At 64.9% G+C, this 20137-nt stretch carries 21 protein-coding genes; 12 read left to right on the forward strand and 9 right to left on the reverse strand.

Features of this window, described 5'->3' with window-relative positions; all coding sequences use genetic code 11:
* Positions 1 to 14: 14 nt before the first annotated feature.
* On the reverse strand, positions 15 to 1316 hold the full coding sequence (gene larC, locus LIX00_RS13395; protein ID WP_227353689.1) for a nickel pincer cofactor biosynthesis protein LarC: 1302 nt from the start codon (positions 1314 to 1316) through the stop codon (positions 15 to 17).
* A gap of 213 nt (positions 1317 to 1529) precedes the next feature.
* Here larC and LIX00_RS13400 point away from each other — a divergent pair, with 213 nt between their 5' ends.
* Positions 1530 to 3752, forward strand: a complete 2223-nt coding sequence (locus LIX00_RS13400) for a CDC48 family AAA ATPase (RefSeq protein ID WP_227353690.1) — start codon at positions 1530 to 1532, stop codon at positions 3750 to 3752.
* A 263-nt stretch (positions 3753 to 4015) separates the two neighbouring features.
* Complete coding sequence (locus LIX00_RS13405; protein WP_227353691.1) at positions 4016 to 4312, forward strand: hypothetical protein; 297 nt, start codon at positions 4016 to 4018, stop codon at positions 4310 to 4312.
* Between the two features lie 188 nt (positions 4313 to 4500).
* On the opposite strand, the gene phoU is transcribed toward LIX00_RS13405, so the two are convergent.
* From phoU to LIX00_RS13430, 5 genes are all read right to left on the reverse strand, one after another.
* Positions 4501 to 5178: a phosphate signaling complex protein PhoU gene (gene phoU / locus LIX00_RS13410; RefSeq protein ID WP_227353692.1), complete on the reverse strand. Its 678-nt coding sequence runs from the start codon at positions 5176 to 5178 to the stop codon at positions 4501 to 4503.
* A gap of 30 nt (positions 5179 to 5208) precedes the next feature.
* Positions 5209 to 6009 carry a phosphate ABC transporter ATP-binding protein PstB gene (pstB, locus tag LIX00_RS13415; protein ID WP_227355704.1) on the reverse strand — a complete coding sequence of 267 codons (801 nt, stop codon included), beginning with the start codon at positions 6007 to 6009 and terminating at the stop codon, positions 5209 to 5211.
* Positions 6010 to 6096: 87 nt separating this feature from the next.
* Complete coding sequence (gene pstA, locus LIX00_RS13420; protein WP_227353693.1) at positions 6097 to 7779, reverse strand: phosphate ABC transporter permease PstA; 1683 nt, start codon at positions 7777 to 7779, stop codon at positions 6097 to 6099.
* 1 nt (position 7780) lies between these two features.
* Positions 7781 to 8737: a phosphate ABC transporter permease subunit PstC gene (gene pstC, locus LIX00_RS13425; RefSeq protein ID WP_227353694.1), complete on the reverse strand. Its 957-nt coding sequence runs from the start codon at positions 8735 to 8737 to the stop codon at positions 7781 to 7783.
* 55 nt (positions 8738 to 8792) lie between these two features.
* On the reverse strand, positions 8793 to 9794 hold the full coding sequence (locus tag LIX00_RS13430) for a PstS family phosphate ABC transporter substrate-binding protein (RefSeq protein ID WP_227353695.1): 1002 nt from the start codon (positions 9792 to 9794) through the stop codon (positions 8793 to 8795).
* Positions 9795 to 10115: 321 nt separating this feature from the next.
* On the opposite strand from LIX00_RS13430, the gene LIX00_RS13435 reads away from it, so the two are divergent.
* Complete coding sequence (locus LIX00_RS13435) at positions 10116 to 11111, forward strand: phosphate signaling complex PhoU family protein (RefSeq protein ID WP_227353696.1); 996 nt, start codon at positions 10116 to 10118, stop codon at positions 11109 to 11111.
* Between the two features lie 81 nt (positions 11112 to 11192).
* Entirely contained in the window at positions 11193 to 11615 is a 423-nt protein-coding gene (locus tag LIX00_RS13440) for an ester cyclase (protein WP_227353697.1), read from the forward strand.
* Positions 11616 to 11672: 57 nt separating this feature from the next.
* Here the strand turns inward: LIX00_RS13440 and LIX00_RS13445 are convergent, their stop codons facing one another.
* Positions 11673 to 12047 carry a 30S ribosomal protein S8e gene (locus LIX00_RS13445; protein ID WP_227353698.1) on the reverse strand — a complete coding sequence of 125 codons (375 nt, stop codon included), beginning with the start codon at positions 12045 to 12047 and terminating at the stop codon, positions 11673 to 11675.
* Between the two features lie 91 nt (positions 12048 to 12138).
* On the opposite strand from LIX00_RS13445, the gene LIX00_RS13450 reads away from it, so the two are divergent.
* Positions 12139 to 12585: a DUF2240 family protein gene (locus LIX00_RS13450; protein WP_227353699.1), complete on the forward strand. Its 447-nt coding sequence runs from the start codon at positions 12139 to 12141 to the stop codon at positions 12583 to 12585.
* Positions 12586 to 12609: 24 nt separating this feature from the next.
* Complete coding sequence (locus tag LIX00_RS13455; RefSeq protein ID WP_227353700.1) at positions 12610 to 12996, forward strand: DUF7993 family protein; 387 nt, start codon at positions 12610 to 12612, stop codon at positions 12994 to 12996.
* Here the strand turns inward: LIX00_RS13455 and LIX00_RS13460 are convergent.
* Complete coding sequence (locus tag LIX00_RS13460; protein WP_227353701.1) at positions 12993 to 13649, reverse strand: HAD family hydrolase; 657 nt, start codon at positions 13647 to 13649, stop codon at positions 12993 to 12995. The two genes, LIX00_RS13455 and LIX00_RS13460, sit on opposite strands and share 4 nt — an antisense overlap.
* Positions 13650 to 13721: 72 nt before the next feature.
* Between LIX00_RS13460 and pyrF the strand changes: the two genes are divergently transcribed.
* Positions 13722 to 14519: an orotidine-5'-phosphate decarboxylase gene (gene pyrF / locus LIX00_RS13465; RefSeq protein ID WP_227353702.1), complete on the forward strand. Its 798-nt coding sequence runs from the start codon at positions 13722 to 13724 to the stop codon at positions 14517 to 14519.
* Between the two features lie 30 nt (positions 14520 to 14549).
* On the opposite strand, the gene LIX00_RS13470 is transcribed toward pyrF, so the two are convergent.
* Positions 14550 to 14771 (reverse strand): hypothetical protein, encoded by a 222-nt coding sequence (locus LIX00_RS13470; RefSeq protein ID WP_227353703.1) that lies wholly within the window; start codon positions 14769 to 14771, stop codon positions 14550 to 14552.
* Between the two features lie 77 nt (positions 14772 to 14848).
* Here LIX00_RS13470 and LIX00_RS13475 point away from each other — a divergent pair, with 77 nt between their 5' ends.
* The 5 genes from LIX00_RS13475 to LIX00_RS13495 all read left to right on the forward strand — a co-directional run bounded on the left by LIX00_RS13475 (position 14849) and on the right by LIX00_RS13495 (position 20098).
* The gene (locus tag LIX00_RS13475; RefSeq protein ID WP_227353704.1) at positions 14849 to 15352 is read left to right on the forward strand and encodes a J domain-containing protein; all 504 of its coding nucleotides are present in this window, start codon (positions 14849 to 14851) and stop codon (positions 15350 to 15352) included.
* A gap of 182 nt (positions 15353 to 15534) precedes the next feature.
* Positions 15535 to 16941, forward strand: a complete 1407-nt coding sequence (locus LIX00_RS13480) for a BGTF surface domain-containing protein (protein WP_227353705.1) — start codon at positions 15535 to 15537, stop codon at positions 16939 to 16941.
* Positions 16942 to 17010: 69 nt separating this feature from the next.
* Complete coding sequence (locus LIX00_RS13485; RefSeq protein ID WP_227353706.1) at positions 17011 to 17994, forward strand: restriction endonuclease; 984 nt, start codon at positions 17011 to 17013, stop codon at positions 17992 to 17994.
* Positions 17995 to 18081: 87 nt separating this feature from the next.
* Positions 18082 to 19725 (forward strand): GTPBP1 family GTP-binding protein, encoded by a 1644-nt coding sequence (locus LIX00_RS13490; RefSeq protein ID WP_227353707.1) that lies wholly within the window; start codon positions 18082 to 18084, stop codon positions 19723 to 19725.
* Positions 19726 to 19756: 31 nt separating this feature from the next.
* Entirely contained in the window at positions 19757 to 20098 is a 342-nt protein-coding gene (locus tag LIX00_RS13495) for a hypothetical protein (protein ID WP_227353708.1), read from the forward strand.
* Positions 20099 to 20137: the final 39 nt, after the last annotated feature.

A 20137-nucleotide genomic window follows, 5' to 3' on the forward strand; every position in this document is an offset into this window, starting at 1 on the left:
CGATCTGTCGGGAGTTATAGGTTTTCGTGAACCGCCGTCTCCGCCCGCCGCATCACCTCGCGCACCGCGAGTCCCGTCTCCCGCGCCGCCGCCAGCGCGTCGTCGAACTCGGCGCTCACGTCGTACACCGACCCGGAGTCGTCGCTCGCGACTTTCACCGTCACGTCGTAGTTCGACTCGCCGATTTCCACCGCCACCGTCTCGAACTCCCGGCGAGCGATCCAGCGGTGACTCGCGCCCGATTCACGAACGCCGAGCGTCCCCGTCTCCTCGGCGAGTTTCCGGGCGACCCGCTCCGCGTCCTCGGGTTTGACGACGATTTTCACGAGGTGGCCCGGACGCGACTTCTTCATCGTCGCGGGGAGGACGGAAACGTCTCGCGCGCCCGCGTCCGAGAGCGTCTCCTGAAGCCCGCCGAGCACCTCGGGCGGCGCGTCGTCGAGGTTGGTTTCGAGGACGGTGACGTCGTCGCGGACGAGGCCTCCCCTCGACTCCCCCGCGAGCACCCGCAGGACGTTCGGGTGCTCCGGAAAGTCGTACCCGCCCGCGCCGTAGCCCGAGGCCTCGACGTTCAGGGTCGGGAGCGTCTCGACGCCCTCCGCGAAGCGGGCGAGAATCGCGGCCCCGGTCGGCGTGAGCAGTTCCGCCTCGACCGGGCCGCCGGCGAGTGACCAGTCCGCCCGCGCCGCGATTTCGACCACCGCCGGGGCGGGAACCGGGTAGGTTCCGTGGCTCATCTCGACCTCGCCGCCGCCGGTGGCGAGGGGAGTCGTCACGACGCGCTCCGGGTCGAGGTCGGCGAACAGTAGCGATGCTCCGACCACGTCCGCGACGGCGTCGTCCGCCCCCACCTCGTGGAAGTGCGTCGAGTCGAGGTCGGTGTCGTGGACGCTCGCTTCGGCCTCGCCCAGGATTCGGAAGACCCGCTTCGCGTCGGTTTCGACGTCGTCGTCGAGTTCCATCGATTCGAGCAGGTCGACGACCTCCCGGTAGGTGCGCGCCGGACCCGCACCCTCCGCGCGGTGGTCGTGGGAGTGCGGATGGTCGTGCGAGTGACCGTCTCGCTCGTGCGAGTGGTCGTGGTCGTGCGCGTGCGGGTCGTCATCCGCCTCCTCCGACTTCGCCCCGTCGGTCAAGAGCACCCGAACGCTCGTCGCGGAGATTCCGTTCTTCACCGTCTTTTCGACGGCGTACTCCACGTCGAGGGCGTCCTCCACCGGCGAGAGCGCGTCGCGGTCCGCTCCCGCGTCGAGCAGCGCCCCGAGAATCATATCCCCGCTCGCTCCCATCCGACCGTCGAACGCAAGCGTCCTCATACGTCGCATCGCGCGCCGGAGTGCGAAAATCCCATCGGTCGTGTCGGCACCACTATCCCTTTGTACTGCCGTCCCGTAGTAGTCACCAATCGCACGCGGGCACGGTTCGAGCTATCGGCGGCTATCGGTGACTAGCGTGACCGAAAGTCCCGCTAACAAAGGACTTATACCCCGCGAACCATCACCCACAACTATCCCCGCAACTGAACAATCATGAACGAAGTGCAATTGGAGGTGGCGAAAGCGTACCCGAACGACTCGGGCCGTGGTATCGCCCGTCTCGACCCGGACACGCTCTTACATCTGAAGTTGAGTCCCGGAGATATCATCGAGATAGAAGGAGGCGACACGACGGCGGCCAAGGTCTGGCGCGCCGACCGGCAGGACTGGAACACGGACACGGTGCGCATCGACGGCTTCACGCGCCAGAACGCCGACGTCGGCATCGGCGAGCGCGTCGAAATCCGCAAAGCGGAAGCCGAGAAGGCCGACAAACTGGTACTCGCGCCGCCGGAGGAGGCGAGCGTACAGTTCGGAAGCGACGCCGCCGGGATGGTCAAACGCCAGATTCTGAAGCGCCCCGTCGTCGAGCGCGACATCGTGCCCGTCATGTCGAGCACGAACCACCCGTTCATGCGCTCGCCCGGACAGGCCATTCCGCTCATCGCCGTGGAGACCGACCCGGACGGCGTCTGCCTCATCACGGAAGACACCGAGGTCGAACTGCGGGAGGAGCCGATATCCGGCTTCGAGAAGACCGGCGGGGGAATCACCTACGAGGACATCGGCGGCCTCCAGAACGAGATTCAGCGCGTGCGGGAGATGGTCGAACTCCCGATGAAGCACCCGCAAATCTTCCAGAAGCTCGGCATCGAGCCGCCGCAGGGCGTGCTCCTCCACGGCCCGCCGGGCACCGGGAAGACCCTGTTGGCGAAGGCGGTCGCCAACGAAACCAGCGCGAGTTTCTTCTCCATCGCGGGGCCCGAAATCATCTCCAAGTACTACGGCGAGTCCGAACAACAGCTCCGGGAGATATTCGAGGACGCCGCCGAGGAAGCTCCCTCTATCATCTTCATCGACGAACTCGACTCCATCGCGCCGAAGCGCGAGGACGTGACCGGCGAGGTCGAACGCCGCGTCGTCGCCCAACTGCTGACGATGATGGACGGTCTCGAAGCGCGGGGACAGGTCATCGTCATCGCGGCGACCAACCGGGTCGACTCGGTTGACCCGGCGCTCCGACGCCCCGGTCGCTTCGACCGCGAGATCGAGATCGGCGTTCCGGACGAGGAAGGTCGGACGGAAATTCTCCAGATTCACACGCGCGGGATGCCCCTCTCGGACGACGTTAACCTCCCCGGTCTGTCGAACGACACGCACGGCTTTGTCGGGGCCGACATCGAGAGCCTGACGAAGGAGGCCGCGATGAAGGCGCTCCGCCGCTACCTCCCCGAAATCGACCTGGACGAGGAGTCCATTCCGCCGTCGCTCATCGACCGGATGATCGTCAAGCGCGAGGACTTCCGCGGCGCGCTGAACGAGGTCGAACCCTCCGCGATGCGCGAGGTGTTGGTCGAACTGCCGAAGGTGTCGTGGGACGACGTGGGCGGTCTGGAGGACGCCAAGAGCCAGGTCAAAGAGAGCATCGAGTGGCCCCTCTCCTCGCCCGAGAAGTTCGACCGCATGGGTATCGACCCGCCGAGCGGCGTCCTGCTCTACGGGCCGCCCGGAACCGGGAAGACGCTGATGGCGAAGGCCGTCGCCAACGAGACGAACGCCAACTTCATCAGCGTGCGCGGGCCGCAACTGCTGTCGAAGTGGGTCGGCGAGTCCGAGAAGGCCATCCGCCAGACCTTCCGCAAGGCGCGGCAGGTCAGCCCGACCGTCATCTTCTTCGACGAACTCGACAGCCTCGCCCCCGGCCGCAGTCAGGACGTCGGGAGCAACGTCTCCGAGCGCGTGGTGAACCAACTGCTGACGGAACTCGACGGCCTCGAGGACAAGGGCGACGTGATGGTCATCGGCGCGACCAACCGCCCCGATATGATCGATCCGGCGCTCATCCGCTCCGGGCGGTTCGACCGCCTCGTGATGATCGGCCAGCCGGACGACGAGGGCCGCGAGCAGATCCTCAAGATTCACACCGACGACACGCCGCTCGCGCCCGACGTGAGCCTGCGCGAACTCGCCGAGATGACCGACGGCTACGTCGGCAGCGACCTCGAATCCATCGCGCGCGAGGCGGCCATCGAGGCGCTCCGCGAGGACGATGAGGCCGACGAGGTCGAGATGCGCCACTTCCGCAAGTCGATGGAGAGCGTCCGCGCCACCATCACTGAAGACCTGCTCGACTACTACGAGCAGATGGAACGGGAGTTCAAGGGCGGTTCGTCCGCACCTCAGCGCCAGACCGGCGGGCGCATCGGGTTCCAATAGCACCTTTTTCTGCGGTTGGGTGCCGAAACCGGCGGCACTGTACCGCCGGTTTCGTCCTTCCTCCCTGGCAACAGCTGTACCAAAACCTCGGTGCTCCCTTCGGTCCGCTCTGGGTCCGCTCGCTACGCTCGCGGCGAGCGGGCTAGCCGCCGGCGGCTGCGTCACCGACGGCTTTCGAGAGTTGTGTCGACTGCCGATTCGGCCAAAAGTCGAAACCGAGCGCCGCCCGAAGCGTTATCCGCGTCTCGACTCAATTGTAGCGTATGAGCTCCGACCGCGACACCAACAGAACGCCGCCCGATTCGCGTCAGGGCGACGACGTGTACGTCAAGGACGAAGAGGGAGACCCGGGGTTGGCCGGTCGCTCCGGGGACAACGAGGGCGTCTACGAGGGGTTCCCGTCCACCGTCCACCGGGTCGCCGACCCGAAGGTCTACGGCTTCCTCCTGCTCATCGGCCTGATCCTCCTGGTCTTTCCGGAGCCGATCACGTCCACAATCGGCTTCGTCCTCATCCTGATCGGCGCGTTCATCGGGGCGATCGATTTCTTGTCGCCGTAGCCGCCCTCGGCTTCGACTGCGCCGTTACCCTACCGCGAACGCAGTGAGCGGACAGATCAACGACCGTCGGGAGGAGCGCAGGCTTTCGGTCGAGCTCTTTTCCAGGGAGGAAGGCCGAGACGACCGCAGAAGGAGGCGCGCTTAGTAGATGAGTTCGTCGTCGGAGACGACCGCAGAAGGAGGCGCGCTTAGTAGATGAGTTCGTCGTCGTTCTCGACCATGTAGAACGTGCGGGCGGCGATGTTGACCGCGTGGTCGCCAACCCGTTCGAGGTCGCGGATGGTGAGCAGGAGCCTGGAGACGTCCTGGAGGAGGCGTTCGACCTCCTCTTCGGTGTTCTCCTCCAGTTCCGTCTCGATGAGGTCGCGGACGACCAGCGCGCTCGCGCGCTCGCAGAGCTGGTCCAAGTGGTCGTCGCGGTCTGCGACGGCGTAGCAAGCCTCCGTGTCCTCGTCGGCGTACGCGTCCATCGTCGATTCCATCATCTCCAGAGTGACGTTCCCGAGTTCCTGGATGTCGACTTCCGGAAACATGTCGCGGTCGGCGGCGAGCGTGTACTCGCCGAGGTTCACCGCGAGGTCGGCGATGCGTTCGAGGTCGGTGATTATCTTGAACGTCGCCGCTATCATCCGGAGGTCGCTGGCGACCGGTTGCTGGAGCGCGAACAGGTCGATGCAGTCCTGTTCGAGTTTGAGGTACAGTTCGTTCACCTCGTCGTCGCCCTCGATGACCTCGCGGGCGAGTTCCCGGTCCTTCTGTTCCAGCGCGTTGAGTCCGAGGCGCAGGCGCTCCATCACCACCTCGCTCATGTAGAGAACGTTCTCTTGGAGGTCGGCCAACTGCTGTTGATAGCTTTTTCGTGCCATAGCTGTGATTCGGTTGTTTTCGGTGTGCGTCTATCCGAACTTCCCGGTGATGTAGTCTTCGACGCGTTCGTGTTCGGGATTCTCGAATATCTTCTGCGTGTCGTCGAACTCGACGAGTTCGCCGCCGGTGAGGAAGACGGCGGTCTTGTCGCTGATACGGGCCGCCTGCTGCATGTTGTGCGTGACGATGACGACCGTGTAGTCCTCGGCGAGCTCGGCGATGAGATCCTCTATCTGCGAGGTGGCGACGGGGTCGAGCGCGCTCGCCGGTTCGTCCATGAGGAGCACCTCCGGGTCGGGCGCGATGGCGCGGGCGATGCAGAGTCGCTGCTGTTGTCCGCCGGAGAGTTCGAGACCGGACTCGTCCAACCGGTCTTTCACCTCGTCCCACAGCGCGGCGCGCTTCAACGACTGCTCGACGATTTCGTCGTAATCGCCGTCCTTGTTCTGAATGTTCAGGCCGTAGGCGACGTTGTCGTAGATGCTCTTCGGGAACGGATTGGGCTTCTGGAACACCATCCCGACGCGCCGACGGAGCGCCACGGGGTCGACATCGCCGTCGTAGACGTTCTTCCCGCGGAGCGTGAGTTCGCCCTCCACGTGCGCGGCGTCGATGAGGTCGTTCATCCGGTTGATACACCGGAGGAACGTGGACTTTCCGCACCCGGAGGGACCGATCATCGCGGTGACGCGGTTCTCGGGGATCTCTATGTCGATTCCCCGCAATGCCTGGTCGTCGCCGTACCACACCTCGATGTCCTTCGACTCGATGATAGCTGGCGTGTCCGCCCGTCGCGCACCCTCGGAGTCCACCTCGGTCTCGATGAGCATCTCGTCGTTCATCGACCCTGACGACTCGTCCTCTCTCTGCTTTTCGCTCGTTTCCTCGTTCGGTGGCATGTTCTCTTGGCTCATTGTTTATCGCTCCCTCTGATACCTGTTGCGCAGTGCGATGGCGACCGAGTTCATGGTCAGCATGGCGACGAGTAGCACGACGACGCCCGCCGGTACGACTTTGGTGTAAAAGTCGTGTCCGGTGAACGTGGTCGCGTACACGAATATTTGCATCGGCATCGCCGCGGCGACCGAATCGAACGTTCTCGGCACGGGGGCGATCGCCGCTGCGCCGATCATGATGAGCGGTGCCGTTTCGCCGATCGCCCGCCCGAGTCCGAGGATCGTTCCAGTGAGTATCCCGGGGAAGGCGCGCGGAAGGACGACGTTCCTGACGGTCTGCCAGCGGGTCGCTCCCATCCCGTACGACGCTTGGCGCATATCGTCCGGCACCGCGCGAATCGCCTCTTCCGAGGAGATGATGATGATGGGCAGGATGAGAAGCGACAGTGCGAGTCCCCCGACCACAATCGTCCCGGAACCGAACAAGTTGCCGGCGACGAAGATCGGCGATAGACCGAGGGGTTCCGCGACGCTCGGCGGTAGAACCGGAATACCCGGGCCGAGATACGTGACGAAGACCCCCGCGGCAAGTAGTCCGTAGACGACGCTGGGAACGCCCGCCAGGTTCGAGACGTTGATTTTGATGATCCTCGTCAGCCGGTTATCGGGGGCGTACTCTTCAAGGTACACGGCGGCCCCGACGCCGAGCGGGAACGAAACGAGGGCGACGACGAACATCAACAGCACTGATCCGACGATGCCGGGGTACAAACCCGCGTTGGCGGCGGTGTCCGAACTGTTGCCGGTAACGAACGCCCAATCGAGCCACGAGTGCGGTCCGGCGAAGCCGAAGATGTCGACGAGCAGTGCCCCGAGCAGCGCGCCGAGGACGACGACGACAGGTAGCGTTATCCCGACGCGATCCCGCGGTCGGTGTGCGGCGACGTCGGCGACGTACAGGCCGAACGGAACGCCTGCGAGTGCCATAATTAGCGCTACGGGAACAGCACCGATTCCGACGAGTCGACCGACCGGTGCTGCGAGCATGGTCGCGAGGAGGACGACGACCGCCGCGACGTCGGCGGTACGTTCCCCGTCCCATCGATGATCGACGTACGAGCGAGCCGCGAGCGCCACCACCGAACCGAACGTGAGCGCCACCGACATCCCGTTGGTTGGGACGTAAAGGAGTCTGAGAATGCCGTACGGTACGAGGACGATCGACGCGACGAACGCGAGAACGGTGACGCCCAACCATCCGAGAAACGGTAGTTGCACGTCGCTTCGGCTCAGTCCCACGGCGATCACGACCGGGACGGCGACCGCGACGAAGTACGCGAACCACACCAGCGGATAGACTACGTCGATGAACACCGTCGATACGCCGGCCGCGAACACCAATCCGACGAGCGGGATACCGAGCGCGGTTGCTCCCGTCGAGAGGGCGTTACCGCCTCGTCGATTCAGGTACCGCCCGACGACGGCGGTCGGTGCGACGAAGGCGAGGAAGAAGACGAGATACCATCCGGCGTCCGCGGTGAGCGGTTGAATGGCGTCGTTCGTCACGTACACCAGCAACACGCCAAGCGAGACGATGCCGACGAGCGTCGCCGCCAGGAGAAGGTACTTGAACGCCGTTCCGGCGGTTCGGCTGACCCGTTCGAACTGCCCTATCGTCTCGTATCGTTCCGTGTCGGCCGCCATTTCAGTACTCCTCCCGGTATCGCTCCGCGATGAGGTCGCTGACGACGTTCATCAGGAGCGTGATGACGAACAAGGTGAGACCGACGGCGAACGCGCTTCGATACGCTATCCCACCGCCGGCGAAGTCGCCTGTCAACGAGTTCACGATGGCCGCCGTCATTGGCATGTTCGGTTTCGTGAACGCGAACGGATTGAACGGATTTCGAAAGAACGCGACGCTCCCCGCCGCGACGGTCACCGCCATCGTCTCCCCGATGGCGCGCGACAGCGCGAGGATGAACGAAGAGAAGATGCCGGAGATGGCGGCGGGAATGACGATGCCGATGGACACGTCCAGTTTCGTCGCACCCATCCCGTACCCCGCCTGTCGTAACTCGTCGGGCACCGCGCTCATCGCGTCCTCGCTGATGGACGCGACCATCGGGATGATCATGATTCCGACGACGATGCTCGCCGACATCATGTTGAAGAACGAGACGTGAAATATCGGCTCGAGTAGCGGCGTGATGTAGACGAGCGCGAAGAACCCGTAGATAACCGTCGGGACGCCCGCGAGGATTTCGAGCGCCGGTTTGAGTACGGACCGCGCGCGCTTGCTGGCGTACTCGCTCAAATACAGCGCGGTGGCAACGCCGAGCGGGAGCGCGATAATCGCGGATCCGATGGTCACCATCAGCGTTCCCGTCAACGGTGCGAGCACGCCGAACTGGTGGTTACTGGGTCGCCACGTCGTCCCCGTTAAAAATTCCATCAGTGACGCCGTTTCCCCGCTGACGCCGAGAAGTCCCGCCGTTTCGCTGAAAAAGCGCAACGATTCGTTGATCAGTAAAAGCGCGATACCGATCGTAGTGAGTATCGACAGGAGAGCACACGTGAAGAAAAATGCCCACGCTAGTACCTCCTGCGACGAATTCCCCGTCCGTCTTGTAAGATCCTGTGTTATCCGGTCAGCGCCCATCGTTCGTATCCTCCGGTTGTACTCGAAAAAGACCTTCGTTTATCGGCGTGGCTATTTAGTTCCCGTTCGCCTTCTTGATGGCCTTTTCGAGGGTTTGCATCTGATTTTTCTGTTCGTCGTTGCTGAGCGGCACGTAGCCGACGCTCTTGGCGACGATCTGTTTGCTCGTCGAATGTTCGACCCAGAACTTCGCGAATTTCGCGGTGTGATCCTCTTTGAGTGCCGACCGTTTCGCGTAGGTGAACAGCGGTCGGGAAAGGGGTTTGTACTTCCCGGATTTCGCCGTTTCGAGCGACGGCTTGACGCAACCGTTCCCGTTGTCGATGCCGAGGGCTTTCACCTGTTCTTTGTACTCGCTGTAATACGCGAACCCGAGGTAGCCCAGTGCATACTTGTCCTTCGATACCCCCTGAATTATCGTCCGATCTTGCTCGCTCGCCTGGTGGTCCATCCGATGTTCGTTATCTTCGCCGACGATGGCCTCGTGGAAGTAGTCGAACGTCCCGGACGCGTCGGTCGGACCGTAGAGTTGGATCTTCTTGTCCGGCCAATCGGGATTCACGTCGCTCCACTTCTGGACCTTGTTGTTGCCACCCTGCCAGATCTTCTTGAGTTCGTCGACGGTCATACAATCGACCCAGTCCGCCTTCGGGTTGACGATAACCGTCAGTGCGTCCGTCGCGACCTTGAGTTCGACGGGTTCGATGCCGTTCTTCTTGCACGCGGAGCGCTCCTGCGGTTTGATGGGTCGTGAGGCGTTGTTGAACTCCGTCTGCCCCGGACAGAACTGGTTGGCGAACCCGCCGCCGGTTCCGGTCGACTTTATGTCGATGCCCACGTCCGGGTATTTCTTATTGAATCGCTGCTGTATCGCCTGTGCGAGCGGAAACACCGTCGAGCTACCCGAGATGCTGATCGAACCGCTCAGTCCGCCGCCGTCCTGCGAACCTCCGGCCGCCGGATTCTTCGTACACCCCGCGAGCGCGACCGCGCCGGTCGTCCCCGCTCCGACGAGGAACTTCCGCCGCGAAACGCCGACTGACGACTTATTTGACATCACTACGTTCCAAGAACGGGACGTAATAATGCGTTGCTATTATATCTATATACTTCTCTGTATGCTATTGTCCTGCAAGCAGTCACGTCCCGAGGCGGTCGAGTATCGGCGGGTAAAATCCTCGACAAGGGCGGATACGTCGGTATCTTCGGGATTTGCTCGACGTATGTATCTCCCGACATCGACGAACGTGAGACCGGGTAAACACGTTCTCTCCTCGAAGAACGTCGCCTGGATATACATCTCCGCTCGCAACAGTCTTTTACAGGATGGTATATAGACATAGACGGATTTATGGTGTCCCCTGTTCGAACGACGAACATGGAGACGCGCAAGGTGCAGGTCACCGGCGGTTCTACGTACACCGTCTCGCTCCCGAAGACGTGGGCGACGGAGAACGGAATCGAAGCGGGGAGCATCGTCGAGTTCTACCCTGAGTCCGACTCTCTACTGCTGGCCCCGAGAGACGACCGAGACCGGCTCGAAGGCTCGCTCGACATCCGGGATTTACAGGACGAGGAACTGCGACGCGCGGTGTTCACGATGTACGTGAGCGGCTTCGACATCATCAGACTCGAAGCGGGTCGGATCACGACCGAGCAGCGCCGCACCATCAGCGACGCGACCCAGAGCCTCGTCGGCCTCGAAGTGTTGGAGGAGACGGGCAACAGCGTCGTGATACAGGACCTCCTCGACTCCTCGGAGCTGTCGATACACAACGCCGTCACGCGCATGCGGCTCATCGCCCTCTCGATGCTGGACGACGCCATCACCGCCCTCGCGGAGAACGACGACGACATCGCCCAAGACGTCATCGAACGCGACGAGGACGTCGACCGCCTCTGGTTCGTCGTCTCGCGCATCTTCCGGGCGGCGCTCCGCACAGCGAAGGCGACCGAGGAACTCGGGATGTCGCGCGAGGTGTGTTTCGACTACCACTCCAGCGCCCGCCAACTCGAACGCATCGCCGACCACGCAGCCAAGATCGGACAGCTCACGCTTCAGCTGTCGGAGGTTCCCGAGGAGGTCGTCGAGAGCTTCGAGGAACTCCACGACGACGCGACGGAGGTCATCGACAAGGCGATGGACGCCCTCTTTCTGGACGAGAGCGACGAAGCGACGGAACTCGCCAACGACGCCCGCCAGTCGATACTCGCCATCGACGAACACGCGCGCGCCATCGACAAGCTACTCCGCGAGCAGGACCCGCAGCAGGCGCAGCTGCTCGGTCTCGTCGTCGACTCCCTCTCCCGCTGCGCCGACTACGGCGGCAACATCGCGGAGACGGCGCTGCAGAAGGCCGCCCCGCGTCCCTGAACCGGGCGAACTCGGCGCGACTCCGACGCCGTCGACCGCACGCTCAGAGTTAATAGTTCGGGGGCCCTCGTTCTGAGAACGATGACGACGCCCGACGAGCACGAGGTGCGACTCCGCAGACTCTACGAAGGGGTCTGGAACGGCGAGAACCCGGCCGTCGCGGACGAACTCGTCGCCCCCGAGTACCTCATCCACGACCGAGCCATCGCCGAGGAGCTACGCGGTCCGGAGCTGTACAAGGCGCTCGCCGACTCGACGCGGGAGATATTTCCGGATATGGAGTTCACCATCGACGACGCGATATCCGCGGCCGACACGGTGACCCTCCGGTGGACGATGACCGGCACCCACGAAGGGTCGCTGTTCGACATCCAGCCGACGGGGAAACGGGTGACGCTGACCGCCATCGAGATGAATCGCTTCGCGGACGGGAAACTCGTCGAGACGTGGACGCAGAGCGACATGCTCGGACTGGTGCAGCAACTCGGCGCGACGGTTCGGTGAGAGCGAAAACGAGAGCCGCCGCTCGAAGCCCGTCGAAATCGAAGAATACGGAACCGATTACTCCTCTACGAGCACCGCGTTGACCTGTCCGGTCTGGCCGGGGCGGGAGGTCACTCGCGCCGTGCCCTCGTCCGTCTCGATGATGGCGCCCTTCGTGATGATGTTCCGGCGGGCGTAGTTCGGGTTCGCGCCGTTTTCGAGGACGTCCTGAATCGTCGCGTTCACCGTCTCGCCGTCGGTGGTCACGTTGGCCACGTCGGTCGTGAGCGCGCGAATCTTGGAGTTACGGCCGCGGGCGTCGATGGTGCGGTACCGCGGTTCGCCGACCTGCGTCTCGGTCGGTTCGCGGCCGAGTTCGTACTTCTTTTTCTTCTTGATCGGTCGCAATCGACCGCCGGTTCGCTTTCGCGTGGAGCGTCCCTGGTCTTTCATATCGTGAGGGTCGGCGACGAAACACTTTAATGACTCGATTCGCGGTTCGACATCGGCAGATTTAGGCCGTCGCGTCCAGTTCCGCCGGACGATGAGTTTGCGGATCGCCGTCGCCGCCCCGTTCCAACAGAAGGGCCGCGAGCGAATGCGGAAAAGCGAGTTCGTCGTCGCGCTGTCGCTCGACCGCGACTGGTTCTCGCCCGACCAGGCGAAGCGGCTGGTGGACGTCGCCAGCGGACAGGGACTGCTCGCACGCGAGGGCGACGACTTGGTCGCGGAGTTCGACCCGGCCGCCGTCGAGATACCGGAGGAGTTCGTCCCCGACGAGCGCCTCCTCCAGGAGCAATCGACGTTCGAGAAGGTGCTGGACAAGGTCGTCTCCGGCGGCACCGCGAAACAGACCGCCGTCGCCGAGATAAACGAACTCCAGCAGCGCGTCGGCGTCACCGTCGAAGCGGCGGCTATCCTCTACGCCCGCCGGCGGGGGATCGACGTGAGCGCCGAGGCCGACGAGGCGCTCGCGGACCTCAAAGCGTAAGCCTGCGCCTCGTCAACTGCGAGTATGGTCGAGGAGAGAGTCACCGACGGGGTACGCATCGCACAGATACTCTCGTCCGAGGTCGACGGCCGCGAAGACCCGCCGCTCGATTCGCTCAGCGTCGCGAACGCGAACCGGAACGTCGAACCGACCGCGGACGGCGCGCTTGCCTACGAGGTCGAACGGAACGGTGAAAGCGGCGGTGGCGAGGTCGTCGCGAAGGTGTTCGTCCAGCCCGACCGGGTTCGCGTCGAACTCTCCGAGGGTATCGAGGCCGCGGCGAAAGCGGCCCGCGAAGCCGGTCTCCGCGTCCGTCCGAAGGCGGTCGAACCGCCCCGCGTCCTCGTCTTCGTCGAGAGCGGTGCGGAGGTCAAACGCGCCGTCGACGCACTCGTCGCGGCGGTTCGCTAGAGCGACGCGAGCACGTCGGGCAGCGTCGCGACGAGTGCGTCGCGCTCGACGTAGGCGTCGGCCGCCGGTTCCGGTTCCGGTCCGTTCGAGTAGAGGACTTGCACCGCCAGCAGCCCCGCGTCTTTCGCGCCCCGAACGTCCATCTCCGGGTCGTCGCCGACGTACACCGTCTCGTTCGGCGACGAGTCGAGTTCGGCGCAGAGCGCCTCGAACGCCCGTCGGTCCGGTTTCCCGGCGTCGAGTTCGCCCGTGACGACCGCCGCGTCGAAGCGGCCGTCCCACCCCAGTTCCGCGAGTTTCCCCCGCTGGGCGACGACCGGTCCGTTGGTGAGCACCCCGACGCGGTAGTCGCGGCGGAGCGTCTCGAACAGGTCGGTGACGCCCTCGAGCGGCTCGAGGGCGTCGAGTATGGCGGTTCGGTAGGCCTCCGTGAGTTCGTCGGGGGAGACGTCGCCCTCCTCGGAGAGCAGGTCGGCGAAGATGGGTCGCCGGGTCTCGCTGCCGAGGTGCCGACCGTGTGCGTCGAGGTACTCGTCGCGTGAGAGCGCCGGGGCGCCCACCGCGTCCGTCGCGTCCGCGAGGAGTTCGTCTCGCGGGCGCTCGGTCACGGCGAGCGTGTCGTCAAGGTCGAAACCGACGGCGGTGACGGGCATTCAGTGCGTCTTGGACGCGAGCGCTCTTTATCAGTTCGATACATCCATGACCCACCGCGAACATCTCGGGATATGAACTTCTTCGACCGCCTCGCGGATCGCATCGCGGCGACCGACAGCATCGTCTCCGTCGGCCTCGACGCGGACGTCGACCGAATCCCGGACCACCTCTCCGAGTACGACCTGCCGAGGTGGGCGTTCAACCGCCGAATCATCGACGCGACGCACGAACACGCGGCGGCGTTCAAGCCGAACGTCGCCTTCTACGAGGACTCGGACGGGTGGGCCGCGCTCCAAGAGACCATCGCGTACGCGCACGGAAAGGGCGTGCCGGTGTTGTTGGACGCGAAGCGCGCCGACATCGGCAACACGGCCCGAAAGTACGCGGAACTGCTCGACGCGGCCGACGCCATCACGGTCAATCCGTACATGGGCCGCGACTCGCTCGAACCGTTCCTCTCGCGCGAGGAGAAGGGCGTCTTCATCCTCTGTCGAACCTCCAACCCCGGCGGGAGCGACGTTCAGAACCTCGAACTGGCGTCCGGAGAGTCGGTCTACGAGTGGGTCGCCTCGCTCGCCGACCTCTGGAACGCGAACGGGAACGTCGGCCTCGTGGTCGGCGCGACGACGCCGGACGAACTCGAGGAACTCCGCGAGCAGGTGCCGAACCTCCCCTTCCTCGTCCCCGGCGTCGGGGCGCAGGGCGGCGACGCGGAGGCGGCGGCGACCCACGCCCTCGCGGACGGGGCGGGACTGGTCAACTCCTCGCGGGGTATCATCTTCGCGGACGAGGACGCTGGCGAGCACTTCGACAAGGCGGCGGGGCGGGCGGCGAAGCGACTCAAAAAGCAGTTGAACCGGTATCGGTAGGCCGAGCTCTCGAACGACGGGCCGGCGTTCTCAGAGTCGGTGCGTCTCGTCGTCGGTGTCCGGCGGGGTGATGTCCTCCGCCCCCGGTTCTCCGGGTTGCCGCTCCCGTCCTCCGCCGACCTCCGCCACGCACTCGACGCAGAGACCGCTCTCGCGGTTCCAGTGTTCGGTACAGACGAGGGCGCCGCAGCGGTCGCAGTCGTGGGTCGCCTCGGCGGCCTCACAGATCTGGCACAGGCCACTGACGCTCATGCTCGACGGTACGGCGGCGAGCGGTATCAGTGTGGGGGCGGCGAGAGGCTTAACACCCGCCCGCACGTAGCGAAATCGTGCACAGGTCGCGCCTCCTGCTCGGAATCGCCGCCGTCTTCGCCGGAATCACGGTTTCGATGGCGACTCTGGGCTTCGTGTACAATCCGTTTCTCGTCGTCTTCGCGGTCCCGTTCGGCATCACGGCGGCCATCCTCTGGTACCACGCGACGGGGCGCCTCGCCGAGAAGATAGAGCGGGAGGCGGCGTACCGAGACGCGAACGGCGAATTCGGCCCGAATCCCGGCGCGGCGCGCGAGCGCGCGCGCCGCCGGACGCGCCAGCGAACGCGACGACGAGCGGACGCCCGCGCCCGCACGCAAGCCACGGTCGGCGGCCCGTCCGGTCCGAGTACGGCGGAGGCGTACCGAATCCTCGAACTCTCTCCCGACGCGGACGCCGACGCGGTTCGGCGGGCGTACCGCAAGAAGGTTAAGAGCGTCCACCCCGACCGGGAAGACGGAAACGAAGAGGCGTTCAAGCGGGTCAACCGGGCGTACGAGCGACTGCAGAACGACCGCTGACGGGGGTCAGCGGTCTGATTATCACGCGCGGTATTTACGGGCGAATTTATAACAGTCGGATCACAACAAACATCTTACTTCACCATGCCGACGTTATCGACGCCGGTCACCGACGCCCGAGTGAACCGAAACACCGAATTTCGGAACCCCTTCGAACAGTCCTACCGAAAAGGTGTTTATAGTTGAAATCTGACACCGACGCGCCGACGTGGTTGGTCGCCGTCCTCCTCTGCTCGCTCGCCGTCGCGCCGCTCGCCTCCGTCGGCGTCGTCGACGCGAAGCGAGCCAACTTCGAAGACGCGACCGTCGGCGACGAGCGCGGCGACGTTATCGAGGTCACCGTCCGCGCGAACGAACGGGCGACCGTGAACCTCGGCTCTCCGAACGACGGGTTCTGGGCGCAGGTGACCGTGCCGAAAGGGAAAACGACGCTCGCCATCAACACCTATCGGGCGGACGATCCGAACGAGTCCGTCACGCTGGTCGAGGGCGGTATGAAGGGGAAACCCGAGGTCAGGATTCCGTCGGAATCCGGTCCGCTCGAACCCGGAACGTACGACATGAACGTCACGGTCGAAATCGGCGGCGAGAGCGTCACGCAGGACATCGGGTCGTTCGCGGTGAAAGAGCGCGAAACGGGCGACGCGGAGACGTTAGTCCTCCCGGCCGGCACCGACGTTTCGGCGTTCGAGTCCCCCGCCGACCTGCGGAAGGCGGCGTCGGAGACGGAGAACGGGACGATAGCGAAGGGCGACAAGTTCGTGCTCGCGCTGAACGCCTCCGGCCTCGGCGGATTCATCGAGCGGGCGAATCTCGGCGGCGGTGCGGAGAACGTCACCGTCACCTTCCACGAGTCGAACTACGAGCGAAATACCCGGCCGAACGAGTTCGACGGCGACGATGCGACGCGGTTTTGGGACGAAGAAAACGACGAGCTCTATCTCGTTCTGAACACTTCGGACCCGGAGTACGGCGTCGAAGTCGGAGACGAGTACGAGGTCACGTTCGAAATCGGGGAGGACAATCCGATGGTCGCCGAATCCGAGACGGCGACGACGAGGTTCACCGTCGTCGAACGTCGGGTCGAACTCGACTACACGGGCGACGTGCTGGTCGTGGAGAACGAGACGACCGTCGGCGGGACCACGACCCTCGCGCCGGGGACGACGATAAACGTCACCGCGTTCGACGAGGGGGCGAAACCGTTCTACTGGCCGAAGACCGCGACGGTCACGGCGAATCGAACGTTCGCCGCGACGTTCGACTTCGGCGGCGTCGAACCGGGGACGGAGTTCACGCTCGAACTGCGCGACCAAGGGATGACGGTCAGGGGCGTCGTCGCTGGCGCGCCGCAGCGGACGACCGTTCCGACGACGACGGCGACGCCCACCACCCCCACGACGACGACCGCGGTGAACACGACGACCGAGACGACCGCGACCGCGACGACTTCGACGCCCACGCCGGTTCCGACCGACCGACCCATCACCGCGCAGACGGTCTCGAAGGGTGGTCTTCCGGGCTTCGACGCGTTCGCCGCGCTCGTCGCGCTCGCGGCGGCGGCGCTCCTCGCCGTCAGGCGCGGATGACCATGTGTCCGATAGTTTTTATACGATGACTGAGGAAACCAGCACAAACCGAGCGTCACCCCGCAGATCATGATACGTCAGATGGAGCAGTCGAAGTTCGCCCGGTTCGTCGCCGCCCTGTGGCAGAAACAGGGGTGGCAGACGCAGGTGACGACGAAGTCGGGAAAGTCGTTCGTCGCGCTCCAGCGCGGAGGCGCGGAGGGTCTCATCTGGGCGAGACCGGGGGCCGGCGAGGGCGTCAGCGGGAAGGCGCTCCAGCAGTTCGTCATGCTCTGCAAGCAGTACGGGGTAGACGACGGTGCCGTCGTCACGCCGGGGATGTTCACCGACGACGCGCGGAAGATCGCCGAGGGGGCCGGCGTGCAACTCGTCGACGGCGAGAAACTGCGCACCATCGTCGAGGCGCGCGAACTCCACGACCTCGTCGACCGGTACGCCGCCGACGGCGAGGACGACGAGGACGAATCCGACGACGCGGAGGACGGCGGACTTTCGCTTCCGATTCCCGCGTCCGTCCCGCCGAAGGCGGTCGCCGGCGTCGTCGTCGCGGTCCTCGCCGTCGTACTGGCGGTCGTCGTCGCGCCGACCATTCTCGGAACCGGAAGCAAGGTCGAAGAGAGCGACTGGAACGTCACGGCGGCGTCCACGACCCCCGACAACGTCACCCGCGCGCTCGACGTTCGGTGGAACGCTGAACGGGTGAGCGAGATCGACCCCGAATCCGACGACGCGGGCGTGTATCGCCCGCGGGAGGGCGAGCGGTTCCTCCTCGTCTCGATGAACGTCACGAACGCGGGAGCCGATTCGGTCGGCCTGCGACAGCGTGACTTCGTCCTTCGCTCGAACGGAACGCTCCGCGGACACCAACCGCTCGTCAACGCGAGCGGGTTCAATTCGACCGTCTTGGAGGAGGGGGAGTCGGTGACCGTCTGGACGGTCTTCTCCGTCGACGCCGACGCGACGAACGCGACCATCGCGGTGAGCGAGGCGGCGAGACACGGCGGCCTCCGCGTTCGCTTCGTCCGCGACGAATCGCTGCCCGCCGACCCGTAATCGACGCCGTGGACGCCGCCTCGATTCGCCGCGAACCGGCCCGCAACGCGGGCAAATCTTTTGCCCCGTCGGCCCCAATCCGTGCTCATGAGCGCTGACCGCGCCGCCTTGCAGCGTGCTCTCGATCGGGGAGAGCACGAGGGCGGCAGCGTGGAGTTCAAGGAACGACTGACGAGGGAGATCCACCTCGCCGAAGGGCGAATGGAGAGTCTCGCCGCGCAACTCCGGCACCGCGTCCTCTCCGGGGACGGCGAGGCGACGTACGTCGTCGGCGTCACCGACGACGGCGGACTGGCGGGCATCAGCCCCGACGTTTTCTCCGAAACGATGGACGTACTCTCGCTCCTCGCTGAGGAGGCCGGCGCACACATCGAGGACGTTCAAACGTGGGGTATCGACGACAAGAACGCGCACACCCGAGCGACGACGCGGGACGGAAGCGGCGGACTCGTCGGCGTCGCCACCATCCGCGAGGGCGCGGTTCTCGACACCGACAGCGAGCACATCGTCGTCGGCACGGCGGGTCACGTCGACCACGGGAAGAGCACGCTCATCGGCAGTCTCGTCACCGGGCAGTCGGACGACGGCGAGGGCGGCACGCGAGGCTACCTCGACGTCCAACCGCACGAGATTCAGCGCGGTCTCAGCGCCGACCTCTCGTACGCCGTCTACGGCTTCGACGACGACGGCTCGGTTCACATGGACAACCCCCACCGTAAGTCCGACCGCGCGCGCGTGGTCGAAGAGAGCGACCGACTCGTCTCGTTCGTGGACACCGTCGGCCACGAACCGTGGCTCCGCACCACGATTCGCGGTCTCGTCGGGCAGAAACTCGACTACGGTCTGCTGACCGTCGCCGCGGACGACGGGCCGACGAAGACCACGCGCGAGCACCTCGGCATCCTGCTGGCGACCGAACTCCCCACCATCGTCGCCATCACCAAAATAGACATCGTGGACGACGACCGGGCGAAGGAGGTCGAGCGCGAAGTCGAACGACTGCTCCGCGACGTCGGCAAGACTCCCCTCCGGGTCGAACGCCACGGCGTCGACGCAGCCATCGAGGAGGTGAGCGAGGACGTGGTTCCCATCCTGCTGACCAGCGCGGTCACGATGGACGGTCTGGACGCCTTGGACGCCATGTTCGAGCAACTGCCGAAGACGACCGCCGACAGCGGCGAGTTCCGGATGTACATCGACCGCACCTACAGCGTGACCGGCGTCGGCGCGGTGGCGAGCGGCACCATCAACTCCGGGTCGGTCGAGGCGGGCGACGAACTCCTCCTCGGCCCGATGCCGGACGGCGGTTTCCGGCGAGTGGAAGTGCGCTCCATCGAGATGCACTACCACCGCGTCGACGAGGCGAAGGCGGGCCGCATCGTCGGCATCGCGTTGAAGGGCGTCCGGGAAGCGGAGATCGAGCGGGGGATGGTGCTGCTCCCGGGGGACACCGACCCGACGCCGGTCCGCGAGTTCGAGGCCGAGGTGATGGTGTTGAACCACCCGACGCGAATCGGGACCGGCTACGAACCCGTCGTCCACCTCGAAACGATCAGCGAGACCGCCGTCTTCGAACCCGAAGGGGGCCACCTCCTACCCGGCGACAAGGGAACCACGGCGGTTCGGTTCAAGTTCCGACCCTACCTCGTGGAGGAGGGTCAGCGGTTCGTCTTCCGCGAGGGCCAGAGCAAGGGCGTCGGAACCGTGACGGACGTGACGCCGGTCGGGTAGGTTTATTATTCCGCCACCCCGACGGTGGCGCATGCCGAGAGCGCGGTTCGACGTGACGACGGTCATGAAGGCGTTCGTCTCCCTCCTGCTTTTAGTCGGTCTCTGGGTGGCGTACTCGCACCTTCGGTCGGGCGACGTGGACGAGTTCGTCGCGTTCTTGCCGGCGCTCTACATCTTCGTACTGCTCACCGTGGGCGTGTTTCGGGACGCGACCCGCGAACGCTGGTATCAGGTGGCGCTCTGGGTGGGGGTGACCGTCTGGGGCGGCGTCGAGTATCTTCTCGGCGGTGGTTGGTGGGAACTCGCGCTCGTCGCCGTCGGGCTGCTGATGCTCGCTAGCGTCGGCTACGAACGGCTGCAAACGCGGGAGTAAGCGGAGGAGGGGCGGCGCCTTCACGCGTCGAACCGGAGC

Source organism: Haladaptatus salinisoli (assembly GCF_020614375.1).
GTDB classification, from domain to species: Archaea; Halobacteriota; Halobacteria; order Halobacteriales; family Haladaptataceae; genus Haladaptatus; species Haladaptatus salinisoli.

Coding starts and splice junctions, on each gene's coding strand:
- larC (WP_227353689.1), bottom strand. CDS start 1,316: ATGAGGACGCTTGCGTTCGACGGTCGGATGGGAGCGAGCGGGGATATG.
- LIX00_RS13400 (WP_227353690.1), top strand. CDS start 1,530: ATGAACGAAGTGCAATTGGAGGTGGCGAAAGCGTACCCGAACGACTCG.
- LIX00_RS13405 (WP_227353691.1), top strand. CDS start 4,016: ATGAGCTCCGACCGCGACACCAACAGAACGCCGCCCGATTCGCGTCAG.
- phoU (WP_227353692.1), bottom strand. CDS start 5,178: ATGGCACGAAAAAGCTATCAACAGCAGTTGGCCGACCTCCAAGAGAAC.
- pstB (WP_227355704.1), bottom strand. CDS start 6,009: ATGCTCATCGAGACCGAGGTGGACTCCGAGGGTGCGCGACGGGCGGAC.
- pstA (WP_227353693.1), bottom strand. CDS start 7,779: ATGGCGGCCGACACGGAACGATACGAGACGATAGGGCAGTTCGAACGG.
- pstC (WP_227353694.1), bottom strand. CDS start 8,737: ATGGGCGCTGACCGGATAACACAGGATCTTACAAGACGGACGGGGAAT.
- LIX00_RS13430 (WP_227353695.1), bottom strand. CDS start 9,794: ATGTCAAATAAGTCGTCAGTCGGCGTTTCGCGGCGGAAGTTCCTCGTC.
- LIX00_RS13435 (WP_227353696.1), top strand. CDS start 10,116: ATGGAGACGCGCAAGGTGCAGGTCACCGGCGGTTCTACGTACACCGTC.
- LIX00_RS13440 (WP_227353697.1), top strand. CDS start 11,193: ATGACGACGCCCGACGAGCACGAGGTGCGACTCCGCAGACTCTACGAA.
- LIX00_RS13445 (WP_227353698.1), bottom strand. CDS start 12,047: ATGAAAGACCAGGGACGCTCCACGCGAAAGCGAACCGGCGGTCGATTG.
- LIX00_RS13450 (WP_227353699.1), top strand. CDS start 12,139: ATGAGTTTGCGGATCGCCGTCGCCGCCCCGTTCCAACAGAAGGGCCGC.
- LIX00_RS13455 (WP_227353700.1), top strand. CDS start 12,610: ATGGTCGAGGAGAGAGTCACCGACGGGGTACGCATCGCACAGATACTC.
- LIX00_RS13460 (WP_227353701.1), bottom strand. CDS start 13,649: ATGCCCGTCACCGCCGTCGGTTTCGACCTTGACGACACGCTCGCCGTG.
- pyrF (WP_227353702.1), top strand. CDS start 13,722: ATGAACTTCTTCGACCGCCTCGCGGATCGCATCGCGGCGACCGACAGC.
- LIX00_RS13470 (WP_227353703.1), bottom strand. CDS start 14,771: ATGAGCGTCAGTGGCCTGTGCCAGATCTGTGAGGCCGCCGAGGCGACC.
- LIX00_RS13485 (WP_227353706.1), top strand. CDS start 17,011: ATGATACGTCAGATGGAGCAGTCGAAGTTCGCCCGGTTCGTCGCCGCC.
- LIX00_RS13490 (WP_227353707.1), top strand. CDS start 18,082: ATGAGCGCTGACCGCGCCGCCTTGCAGCGTGCTCTCGATCGGGGAGAG.
- LIX00_RS13495 (WP_227353708.1), top strand. CDS start 19,757: ATGCCGAGAGCGCGGTTCGACGTGACGACGGTCATGAAGGCGTTCGTC.